The organism is Caulobacter sp. DWR3-1-2 (assembly GCF_049896225.1).
In the GTDB taxonomy this organism is placed as follows: Bacteria; Pseudomonadota; Alphaproteobacteria; order Caulobacterales; family Caulobacteraceae; genus Caulobacter.
The window spans coordinates 1-10,594 of the sequence record NZ_JAFCTW010000021.1; the positions used below are offsets into that span (position 1 = coordinate 1).

Here is a 10,594-nt window from a genome sequence, read left to right on the forward strand (position 1 = left end):
CAGTTCCGCCGCATCGCAACCCGGTACGACAAGCTTGCAACCACCTTCATGGGCTTCGTAACCCTCGCCGCCATCATGCTATGGCTCAAATAGCTAAATCGTCACTACGGCCTAGAGCAGTGACACGTCCGCCGACACCGCGCCCGCCAACGCCGTTTCTAGCGCCGCCACCAGGCGCGCGGCGGCGATCGGCTTGGCCACGAAGCCATCCATGCCGGCGTCGAGATAGCGGTCGGTCTCGTGCGTCAGCACGCTGGCGGTGACGGCCAGGATCGGCGTGCGCGGCCGATCGCCGGCGGCCTCCAGCGCCCGGATCGCGCGGCCCGCTTCCAACCCGTCCATGCCCGGCATGTGGATGTCCATCAGGATGGCGTCCCAGGGCTCGGCGCGCCACATGGCGACGGCTTCCTGGCCGTCACGCGCCGCGCCGCAGGCCACGCCCATATGGGCCAGCATGGCTTGAAGCACGGTGCGGTTGGTCTGGTTGTCATCGACCACCAGCATCCGCAGGCCGCCATTCGCGGTCGGCCTCTCGACCGGAGCCGCCGGTACGGGCTCGATCAGGCCGTCCACAGTGGGGCAAGGCACGTCGAACGCGAAGCGCGCGCCGCCGCCCTGCGGGCTGTCGAAATCGATCTGGCCGCCCATCAAGGTCACCAACTCGCGGCAGATGGCCAGGCCCAACCCGCTGCCCCCGGTGCGCCGGGTGGTCGAGCTGTCGAGCTGCACAAACTTCTCGAACACCTGGGCATGGCGGTCTTCGGGAATGCCCACCCCGGTGTCGATCACCTCGCAGGTCAGGCCCAGGGCGTCGCCGCCGATGCGCACGGTGACCGCGCCGGCTTGGGTGAACTTGACGGCGTTGGAGATCAGATTGCTGAGCACCTGGCGTAGCCGCGCCTCGTCGCCGTCACGCCAGCCACGCGCCTGGGGTTCGACTTCCAGCGCGAAGGCCAGGCCCTTGTCGTGGGCCAGGCCCGCATAGAGCCGACTTAAGGTCTCGGCCAGGGCGTCCAGACTGAAGGGCGCGCGCAGGATCTCCATCTTGCCGGCCTCGATCCGCGAGATGTCGAGAATGGCGTTGATCACCCCCAGTAGCGCCCGACCGGAGTCTTGCACGACCGCCAACCGGCCACGCTGATCTTCGGAAAGCTCGGCCCGCTCCATGGCCTGGGCCATGCCCAGCACGCCGTTCAGGGGCGTGCGGATCTCGTGGCTCATGGTCTCGAGGAACTCGGTCTTGACCCGGTTGGCGGTCTGGGCGGTCAGGGCCAGCGCCTGGGCCTCGTCACGCAAGCGGCGGTTCTCGCCCAGCTCGGCCTCCAGCTTGCGGTTCAGGGTGTCAGACGCCAGGCGGGCGCGCAGCTCGCGCAGCACCGCCCCCCGCATCAGGGTCGACATGCCCAGGGCGGCGAAGGCTCCCGCCACGCCCAGGAAGCCGTACTGGGCGACCAGGTCGCCCGGCGCGTTGCGGGCCATCAGCAACAGGCCGACGAGCGACACGCCAACACTGAACAGGGCCACGCGGCGGGTGGGGGCCGAGGTCGCGAACACCAGGGCCATCAGCACGAAATAGACCAGCTTGGCCGGTTCGAAATGCAGCACCTGATAGGCCACGACATTGGCCATCAGCAGCGCGTTCATCGTCAGGGCGGCCGTCTCGAGCCCCACCAGTCCTGGCGGACGGAACTTCAGGCGCCACCACAGGCCCAGAGCGGTCAGGGCGGCCAGCATCGCCAGACCTTCCAGCAGCAGCAGGCCCCAGCCCCTCTCGTAAAAGGGGTGAGAGATGCTGATCACGGCGTAGTAGGCGGCGGCGGCGAGCAAGTATCCGCGGAGGATCGGAATGTAGGGCCCGACGATCTCTTTCGTCGGGATGGGTTCCCACTTAACAACCGCGCGCTTCATAAAACCGTGCGTCCCCCCGCCTGCTCGATCTACGAATAGCTTAGCTGTTCGCGGTTAAGTCGCCATTGAGATAACGCCGTCATCGAACCCTGCTTCCAAGTGTCGCAGACGCGGTCAGGCGTCCGCGCGATCAATCCGCGCGGCGTAGCAGCCGGGCCGGGCGTAGTGGGCGTGCAGATAGGCGACCTGCGGGTCGGCCAGCAGCCGCTCGATGACGGGGCCGGCCTGCGCGCCCTCGACCAGGTCGGCGTCGCACATCATGCCGGCCGCGTCGAAGGCGCGAAGCGACAGCAGGCGCCGGGCCAGGGCGGGCGGCAGGGCGTTGGTCGCGTTGACCGCCGCGCCGGCCGCTTCGCGCACATAGATGGCGTGGGCCGAGCGGAAGGGGCTATCGGCGGGCCGATGCTCATAGTTAAGCAGGATCAGCCGCTCGCCGGGCTCGGCGTCGTCCAGCGTCACGCGGCAGGGAAAGGCGAAGGCGGTGTCGGCGACGACCCGCAGCATGCCGCGCGCCGCCAGCGCGTCGTCGTCGAGCGCGAACAGCGGCTGGAAAGGTTCTATCGGCAGGCTGGAAACGGTGAAGGCCACGGCAAGCTCCTGTGCTGGAGCCTGTGTGGCGGCTGGCGCTGCGCGCCGACACCCGATGCTTGCGGTGTCTGCTAGAGCATCGCGCGGAAAAGTGGTCACCGGTTTTCCGCAAAAGCGATGCGAAAACAAAAGTCTAGAGCAAGCCGTGCGATTCCTATGTCGCGCGACTTGCTCTAGGCCCGCTGGTTCAGCGTGATCGCCGTGCCGTTCTGACGATAGGCCGCGCCTTGCGAGCCTGGCCCATAGCCCGACGCGGTGGGGCGTTGCTCGGCGACTTCCTGGGCGATGGCGCGGACCAGGCCTTCGGTGACGGTCTTGGCGGCGGTGACGGCGCGGCCTTGGCGGGCCAGCACGGCGTCGAAGGCCTCGGTGGCGCGGACCAGCCGCAGGCGGCGGGACGGTTCGGCGCCGGCCACCAGGGCGACGCTGGCGCGAACCCGGGTCGACTCGTGGCGATACAGATTGGCCAGCTTGGCGACCTCATCGACATATTGCGCCGCCTCGTGCGGCCGGCGGGCCTCGAAGGCGGTGGCCTGGCGGGCGATCAGGTCGGTGAGGCGCTCGGTCAGGATGATCAGCTGTTCGACGCGGTCGTCGGGTCCGGTGGCGGTGAGGGCCATGACTATTCCTTCAAGCCTTGCATCTTCAGCATTTCCTTCTGGACCGTGGCGGCCAGACCGATGCCGCCGGCCTTGGTGACCTGCTTGGCCATCTCCTCGGTCAGCAGCGACTTGAACATGTCCTCGCCGGCCCCGCCGCCTCCGATCTCGGGGGTTTTCATGCCAGCGGTCATCGACTGCAGCATGATCGACAGGAACGAAGCCTCGAACTTCTGAGCCGTTTCCTTGATCTTGCCGCGCCGCAGAAGTTCGGCGGTGGAGGTGGCGGTGGGGCCGACTGTGTCGATCGGCGTCGCCGCGAGGGCCATATTTGTCGTGAACAGGGCGCTCATCACATCACCTCGATGTCGGCTTGCAGGGCGCCCGCGGCCTTGATGGCCTGCAGGATCGAGATCATGTCGCGGGGCGTGACGCCCAAGGCGTTGAGGCCGCCGACCAGGCTCTTCAGCGAGGCGCCGCCGCCCAGGGTCAGCAGCCTCTTGCCGGTCTCCTCGTTGACGCTGACGGCGGACTGCGGGACGACCTGGGTCTGGCCCGGGCTGAACGGGGCCGGTTGGCTGACGGCCGGGTTTTCCTGGACAGAGATGGTCAGGTTGCCCTGGGCGATCGCCACCTGGCTGATGCGAACGTCGTCCCCCATCACGATGACGCCGGCCACCTCGTCGATGATCACCTTGGCTGGGCTGTCGGGCTCGACCTCCAGGTTCTCGATGGCGGTGACGAAGCTGATCATGTCCATGCCGGCCGGCGGGCGCACCGCGACGATGGTCGGGTTCTGGGCCTGGGCCGAGCGGGGAAACTTGGTGTTGATGGCGTCGGAGATCCGGCGCGAGGTGGTGAAGTCGGGGTTGCGCAGGGTCATGCGCATCTCGCCCATCTCGACCATCTGGAAGCCGGTTTCCTTTTCGATAATGCCGCCGGCGGCGATCCGACCTGCGGTCGGCACGCCCTTTGTGACGGAAGAGCCCGAGGCCCCGCCGGCCGAGACCGAGCCGGTTTGCACCGAGCCCTGCGCCACCGCATAGGTCTGGCCGTCCGCGCCTTGCAGCGAGGTGACCAGCAGGGTGCCGCCCAGCAGGCTCTTGGCGTCGCCCAGGGTCGAGACCGTGACGTCCATCCGCGCGCCGGACGCCGAGAACGGCGGCAGGTTGGCGGTGACTATGACGGCGGCGGTGTTCTTGGTGTTGAGGTTGCCGTCGCGGACATTGACGCCCTGGCGTTCCAGCATCGCCTCGAGGCTCTGCTTGGTCATCGGCGCGTTGCGCAGGCTGTCGCCAGAACCGTTCAGGCCGACGACGATGCCGTAGCCGATCAACTGGTTGTCGCGCACGCCTTCGAACGAGACGATGTCCTTGATCCGCGACTTGGCGTCAGCGGGGCTGGAGGCCATGGCGACGGCGGCGAGAGCAAGGCCCAGAACGGAAGCGAAGAATGAACGAGACATGGCGATCCTGCGGCGGGGTCGTATCCCCGGGTCGTCCCATGCCAGAAGCGGGCCATGAAAAAGTTCAATGAAATCAGTTGAAATCCAGGGCTTTTCTGCTTGCGACAATCCGATCCGGCAGTTTCTGCCCGGCATTAACCATACCGCAAGCGAGCGCCGCCAAAATGTGGTTAACGGGAGGGGGTGACTCCCGCGTTTCGGTAGTTTCCGCGAACGGAGCAGCGTCGGTCATGAAGGTTTCCAGCACGGGAGGCGCGGGCGCGGTTGGCGCATCGCGGGCCAAGCCGACTGGCGGCGGCGGATCGGGATTCTCCCTGCCTACGGTGGGCGGCGCGAGCGCGGCTTCGGGCGTAGCCCAGACTGGCGGCGTGACGGGCGTCGGGTCGCTGGACGCCCTGCTGGCCCTGCAGGCCAATCTGGATCCCCTGGAGCGCAAGCGGCGAGCGGTGAAGCGCGCTGGCGGCCTGCTGGACATTCTGGACGCGCTGAAGATCTCGGTTCTCGACGGCGAGGTTTCGACCCAAACCCTGTCCAGGCTGAAAAGCGCGGTCCGAGAGCACCGCGAATCGACTGACGATCCGGGGCTGGAAACAATTCTCAACGAAATCGAGACCCGGGCTGCGGTCGAAGCGGCCAAGCTTGAGCAGGCCCGGCTGGGTTGAGAAGATTGATGAAACCGTATCTTAAAGAACACGGTTCATTGAATTTCCCCAGGATCCGGGATTTCCTGCACGGCGCTGGACACACCGCTCACGCGACGTTCATTGAACCCGGCTATCGTTTTGGTATAAGCACCCCGCCTGACTTGGGCGGAGTTGATCGGGGCGTGAGGCGTTAATGCAAACGGCCACTGTTCTTAAGGCGTCAGGCTCGTATCGTCCTACGGACGACGAGCCTTTCATGAACGAGCGTCAACTTGAATATTTCAAGCAGAAGCTCATCGCATGGAAAGAGGAGATCCTCCGCGAATCTCGCGAGACGGTCACTCATCTACAGGCTGAAACTGAAAACCATGCCGACCTCGCCGATCGCGCGTCGTCGGAAACTGATCGGGCGCTTGAACTTCGGACCCGTGACCGTCAACGGAAGCTTATTTCCAAGATCGACCAGGCGTTGCGTCGGGTCGAGGACGGTTCCTACGGCTACTGTGAAGAGACCGGCGAACCGATCGGTTTGGCGAGACTGGACGCGCGGCCCACCGCGATGCTCAGCCTGGAAGCCCAGGAACGCCACGAACGTCGGGAACGGGTTCACCGCGACGATTGAGATCATCATGATCTCGACCTGATTGTGTTTCGAACGGCCCCGCCTCACGGCGGGGCCGTTTTCGTTTCACCACAGGCTTGCCGCCGCGCGCTCGGGCCAGGCCTTGTCGTACTCGGGCCCGCCGACGGTGTCGTGGCTCAATGCCGCCAGCATGGCGCCGGGCGAGGGCAGGCGCCGGGTATCGAGCTGAGTCTCCGCCTTCCACAGTCCCGAGCGGACGACGGCCCGGGCGCACTGGAAATAAGCCTTGACGACCGTGATCACCAGACAGGTGCGCGGCGCCTTGCCATCGACGGCGAAACTGGCCAGCAGGGCTGGATCGGCCGACACCACCGCCCGGCCATTGACCCGGAAGGTCGTGCCCGAGCCGGGGATCAGGAACATCAGCGCCACGCGCGGATCGCGGACCACGTTGCGCAGGCTGTCGATGCGGTTGTTTCCCCGCCGGTCCGGCAGGATCAGGGTCCGCTCATCGGCGATGCGCACGAAACCGGGCTGGTCGCCGCGCGGACTGCAGTCCAGTCCCTCGGGGCCGGCCGTGGCGAGGGCCAGGAACGGCGATGCCTCGATCAGGGCGCGGTAATGCGGCGTGATGCGGTCGGCCACCTTGACAGTCGAGGTCGCGACCGGCGCGGGTCTGTAGAGCGCCTCGAGCGCTTCCAAGCTGTCGATGACGTCCACGGGCGACCTCCTGCGAAGCCGCCAGCATAGACGGTCTGGCCGTCGCGAAAAGCCTAGGCCGCCGCACTTTGGGCGACGGCGCAAGCCTCGGCCAGGCGATGGGGCGAGATCGGCTTGTCAACCACGGTGGGGGTTCGCGCGCCCAGTTGGTCGGCGTTCCCGGTGACATACACCACCGGGATTGGCCCTAGATGCGCCAGGATCGCCGCCACTGCTTCGACGCCGGTGCCACCGATGATGCGGTAGTCCGCCGTGATCAGATCAGGGTGCCGCCTCAAGGCGCAATCGAGCGCTTCCTGGGGACTTTCGGCGATGTCGAAACTATCGAACCCCTGCTCGGTGAGCAAAGCCTCCACTTCCATTGCGATGAGGATCTCGTCCTCGATGATCAAAGCATGCCTATGGGACATGTTCACTGGACGCCACCACTTCTCTAAATCGTCCCTATCCCCAGTAGAAGCCTATGATTCTCTTCTGCGCTAACGATTTTTACGGTTCAGCTTGTCTAAAATGTCGCAGGGGCGCGCCTGCGACTTGTTCTCAAGCGCCACCTTAGGCGTTCTTGACTGGTGACAACGATGTCATGAACGGCGAACACTTGCCTGGTCTTTGTAATCACAAGTGTTTACCTCAATGTTCAGCGAACGCCGTGTTTCGGTCATGTTTGCTTGCGGAGTCTTGCGTCGTCCAAGGGAAATTGCGCTATGCAGAGCGCAAAAATACGCAGGAGCGCGCGCCATGATGTCCCTGATCCTTACCGAGAAACGCGGCCACGTCGCGATCCTCACGCTCAACCGCCCCGAGGCGATGAACGCGCTGGGCGCGCCGGGCGATGGCGATCAGGTGGCGGCGGCCTGCGAGGCGATCAATGACGACCAACAAATTCGCTGCGTGATCCTTACCGGCGCGGGCCGGGCGTTCTCGGCCGGCGGCGACGTCAAGGCGATGAAGGCCCGCGAAGGCGCGTTCGGCGGCAATGGCGTGGCGGTGCGCGACGGCTATCGCAAGAACATCCACCGCATCGTGCGGGCCATCTATGGCCTGGAGGTCCCGGCCATCGCCGCCGTCAACGGGGCGGCCATCGGCCTGGGCTGCGACGTGGCCTGCATGACCGACATCCGCATCGCCGCCGACACCGCCAAGTTCGGGGTGACCTTCCTGAAGCTGGGCCTCATCCCCGGCGACGGCGGGGCCTGGCTGATGCCGCGCACGATCGGCATGAGCCGCGCCGCCGAGCTGCTGTTCACCGGCGACGTCATCGACGCCGCAAAGGCCGAGGCCTGGGGCCTGATCAGCAAGGCGGTGCCGGCTGAGACCCTGATGGACGAGGCCATGGCCCTGGCCGAGCGCATCGCCCTGCAGCCGCCCCACGCCCTGCGCATGGCCAAGACCCTGCTGCGGCAGGGCGCCAGCGCCAGCTACGACACCCTGATGGAGATGAGCGCCATGGCCCAGGCCATCGCCCACCACACCGACGACCACATGGAAGGCGTCGACGCCCTTCTCGAAAAGCGCCAACCCAGCTTCAAGGGCTCCTGACATGGGCAAGGAAGCCAAGGGCGTCTGGGGCCTGCTGGCGGACGGCGAAAGCGACGGCAAGCTGCTGTGGGAGCCGCCCAAGCTGATCTTCCGCGGCGCGGTGCGCGGCATCTTCCAGGGCCACGCCCTGCGCGACCTGCGGGTCGAGGGCGCCGACCTTGTCCTGACCGACGGCACCCGTTTCACCTTGGAGCCGGGCGAGGCGGACACGTGGCTGCACGCCATCCAGAACCCGCCCAGCCGCCTGGACAAGCTGGGCGTCAAGGTGGGGCAGACGGTGGTGGTCCTGGGCGTGGATGACGCCGAGTTCCTCGACGAGCTGTCGGGCCGGGCGGAGCCGGTGGAAGCCGACGAGGGGGTCGACCTGCTGTTTCTGGGCGTGGAAGACCTGGCCGACTTCGACCAGCTCGAAGACCTGATCGGCGGCCTGGCGGCCAAGGGCGCGATCTGGATCGTCGCCGAGAAGGGTCGGGGCGCGCCGCTGAAGGACACCGAGATCCTGGCCGCGGCGCGCGGGCAGGGGCTGGTGGACACCAAGGTCTTCGCGTTCTCCAAGACCCACACCGCGCTGCGCTTCGTCAAGCGCAAGGGCGGGGCGGTGGCCGCTACAACCGTCGCCGATGAGGACGAGGGGTTCGACGAGGAGTAGGGGGCACTAAGCGGGGCGGCTGGGTGGGCTTTCGAGCCTAGTCCGATGTTCGTCCTGCCGGTTCTCCGGCACGGCGTCCAAGGTCCGGCGTCAGGCGCGGCCATAATTCCCGCACCCGACTCAACCTGGCCTCACTCCAGACGCGCCGATGGAGCGGGCAGGGTGTTGACCACAGCGATGGCCGTCAATCCGCTCCCAAACTAGCGGAGCGATCGCGGCCTAGGTGAGGTCTCCGGCCGCGAGGCTGGCCATCGCTCGCGCCTTGAACGGAAAGAATCCCTTGGTCGCGTGAGGCCAAAGCCGGTCATCCCAACGACGCCTGACCTGCACCAGCGTTACGCCTTCAACCGCCAATCTGGACGAGATATCAGCCAATGCGTCAGCGACCGGGCCGACCGGAGCATAGGGCGTGACAATTTGCCGGACACCGGCTGCTCTGGCGGCAGACAGCAGGCGCTCGGGCTCCAGGCTATCATGCCGGGTCGTGGGGCAGCCGAAGAATGCGCCGATCCGCGTTGTCGTATCCAGGGCTGCGCCTTCGAGGAAGCGACGAGCCGCTTCGCCCCAGAGCTGCTGCCCGTCCGTCGCAACAACTGCCGCTACGAAGGGGCTAGCTGCTCCAAAAGCTGACTCCGGATGCATGTCCTCCGACGTGACCAGAAGCATGGCCGGCTCAGAGATGGAGGCGACACGATGTTCAACCAGGTCGAGAGGACCCGGAAGCGGAAGCTCCGTGAGCGCGGTGGCTTCTGTGGCCAGACCTTTCGGTGCAAAGCGCCGGTTGGTATTGCGGGCGATGTTGTCGGTAGAGGCGAGATAGATCTTGCCGGGCGTCTGAAGCCCCGCAACCCAGCGCCAGGACAGCGTATTGCTCGCCGCATCGGCATCAATCAGATGACGTAAAAAGAAGTTTGCGCCCAGCGACCAGGGCAGCTTCAGGGTGAAAATCCAGATGGAGGCAAACCACATACGTGTGTGGTTGTGGAGGTAGCCGGTCTCCGCCAACTCATTCACCCAGTCATCAAAGCCCTCAATCCCCGTCTGGCCGGTCTGCGCTTCATGAAGGGTAGGGGAGCCGGCAAACGCTTGGGCCTGGCGATCTCTTTCAGTGCAGAAGCGCGCCCAGACTGCGGGGCGTGTCTCAAGCCACCCCTTCCAGTAGGTCCGCCACAGCACCTCCTGAACGTATTTCTCGGCCGCTCTGGCGTCATGCTGCGCGAGCACGGCGGCGATGATCTCCTTCTCGGTGATCAGGCGATGGCGCAGATAGGGTGAGAGCCTCGACACCGCGGTCGGCTGGCCAGGACCAGGATCAGTATTGCGGCCGGCCGCGTAGGCAAGACCGGCTTGCGGGACGAAAGCGGTGAGGCGGCGTAGGGCTTCATCACGGGTTGGCGGGAAAGTCATGATCGTCCGTCACTTGCAAGCTTGCCGGCTCCTTAAGCGCCTGGGGTCTCAATGCATAGGCCGCCCGACGGACGTGCTGATTGAGCCGGCTCGGCGCGGGGTGTCGGCCAGATCCAAGCTTACCCACATTGCGGGACGGTCGTCCGGACCAAATGGGCGACACAAGTCCGACCACGCCATTGGGTCCTTCGGCTGAATGTCCGAGCCCTGGAGCTAAACTAAGTTCCGCTTCGGATCGGGAGCGGAAGCCAGCCTGTTGCCCGAAACTGGACATTGGACCTTCGGTGGGAAGCGCACATACCAAGGTTAGAGATAGGCGGCGTCCAACGGTGATCGAAGGTCCGGTTGATGGAGCGGGTCCACCTTCCGCTTCCGACCCATTGCGGACCGTTGCACACCAACGCATGCTGCAGAACATGATCGACTACGTTTCGAGCCTGATGCAGGCGGACGCATTAAGCACCAAAGCCGCAGTCGTGGCTCAGGTGCCTG

Annotated in this window: 13 protein-coding genes and 1 pseudogene; 5 read left to right on the plus strand and 9 right to left on the minus strand. The window is 65.8% G+C overall.

Annotation, left to right across the window (positions count from 1 at the left end):
- Nucleotides 1-93: pseudogene (locus ACP696_RS19870) on the plus strand (IS5/IS1182 family transposase); the annotation flags it as partial.
- A gap of 18 nt (nucleotides 94-111) precedes the next feature.
- Here the strand turns inward: ACP696_RS19870 and ACP696_RS19875 are convergent.
- From ACP696_RS19875 to ACP696_RS19900, 6 genes are all read right to left on the minus strand, one after another.
- Nucleotides 112-1,827, minus strand: a complete 1,716-nt coding sequence (locus ACP696_RS19875) for an ATP-binding protein (RefSeq protein WP_426032154.1) — start codon at nucleotides 1,825-1,827, stop codon at nucleotides 112-114.
- Between the two features lie 195 nt (nucleotides 1,828-2,022).
- On the minus strand, nucleotides 2,023-2,496 hold the full coding sequence (locus ACP696_RS19880) for a DUF1203 domain-containing protein (protein WP_426032152.1): 474 nt from the start codon (nucleotides 2,494-2,496) through the stop codon (nucleotides 2,023-2,025).
- 173 nt (nucleotides 2,497-2,669) lie between these two features.
- Nucleotides 2,670-3,116, minus strand: a complete 447-nt coding sequence (locus tag ACP696_RS19885; RefSeq protein ID WP_426014218.1) for a flagellar basal body protein — start codon at nucleotides 3,114-3,116, stop codon at nucleotides 2,670-2,672.
- Between the two features lie 2 nt (nucleotides 3,117-3,118).
- Nucleotides 3,119-3,448, minus strand: a complete 330-nt coding sequence (locus tag ACP696_RS19890) for a rod-binding protein (protein WP_426014217.1) — start codon at nucleotides 3,446-3,448, stop codon at nucleotides 3,119-3,121.
- The gene (locus ACP696_RS19895; protein ID WP_426044229.1) at nucleotides 3,448-4,560 is read right to left on the minus strand and encodes a flagellar basal body P-ring protein FlgI; all 1,113 of its coding nucleotides are present in this window, start codon (nucleotides 4,558-4,560) and stop codon (nucleotides 3,448-3,450) included. Before ACP696_RS19895 ends, ACP696_RS19890 begins: the two co-directional genes overlap by 1 nt.
- A 73-nt stretch (nucleotides 4,561-4,633) precedes the next feature.
- Complete coding sequence (locus ACP696_RS19900) at nucleotides 4,634-4,792, minus strand: hypothetical protein (protein ID WP_426032148.1); 159 nt, start codon at nucleotides 4,790-4,792, stop codon at nucleotides 4,634-4,636.
- Here ACP696_RS19900 and ACP696_RS19905 point away from each other — a divergent pair.
- Both ACP696_RS19905 and dksA read left to right on the plus strand, forming a co-directional pair.
- Complete coding sequence (locus ACP696_RS19905) at nucleotides 4,791-5,222, plus strand: flagellar assembly protein FliX (RefSeq protein ID WP_426044230.1); 432 nt, start codon at nucleotides 4,791-4,793, stop codon at nucleotides 5,220-5,222. The two genes, ACP696_RS19900 and ACP696_RS19905, sit on opposite strands and share 2 nt — an antisense overlap.
- A 175-nt stretch (nucleotides 5,223-5,397) precedes the next feature.
- Complete coding sequence (gene dksA, locus ACP696_RS19910) at nucleotides 5,398-5,826, plus strand: RNA polymerase-binding protein DksA (RefSeq protein WP_426014212.1); 429 nt, start codon at nucleotides 5,398-5,400, stop codon at nucleotides 5,824-5,826.
- 66 nt (nucleotides 5,827-5,892) lie between these two features.
- Here dksA and ACP696_RS19915 read toward each other — a convergent pair whose 3' ends face one another.
- A complete protein-coding gene (locus ACP696_RS19915; RefSeq protein ID WP_426044231.1) occupies nucleotides 5,893-6,507 on the minus strand; it encodes a pyridoxamine 5'-phosphate oxidase family protein in 615 nt (204 codons plus the stop codon).
- A gap of 53 nt (nucleotides 6,508-6,560) precedes the next feature.
- The gene (locus ACP696_RS19920; RefSeq protein ID WP_426032142.1) at nucleotides 6,561-6,917 is read right to left on the minus strand and encodes a response regulator; all 357 of its coding nucleotides are present in this window, start codon (nucleotides 6,915-6,917) and stop codon (nucleotides 6,561-6,563) included.
- 331 nt (nucleotides 6,918-7,248) lie between these two features.
- Between ACP696_RS19920 and ACP696_RS19925 the strand changes: the two genes are divergently transcribed.
- Nucleotides 7,249-8,046 carry a crotonase/enoyl-CoA hydratase family protein gene (locus tag ACP696_RS19925; protein WP_426032156.1) on the plus strand — a complete coding sequence of 266 codons (798 nt, stop codon included), beginning with the start codon at nucleotides 7,249-7,251 and terminating at the stop codon, nucleotides 8,044-8,046.
- A gap of 1 nt (nucleotide 8,047) precedes the next feature.
- Entirely contained in the window at nucleotides 8,048-8,695 is a 648-nt protein-coding gene (locus tag ACP696_RS19930; protein WP_426044232.1) for a DUF3052 domain-containing protein, read from the plus strand.
- Nucleotides 8,696-8,914: 219 nt separating this feature from the next.
- Here ACP696_RS19930 and ACP696_RS19935 read toward each other — a convergent pair whose 3' ends face one another.
- A complete protein-coding gene (locus ACP696_RS19935) occupies nucleotides 8,915-10,102 on the minus strand; it encodes an FAD-binding domain-containing protein (protein WP_426044233.1) in 1,188 nt (395 codons plus the stop codon).
- Nucleotides 10,103-10,594: the final 492 nt, after the last annotated feature.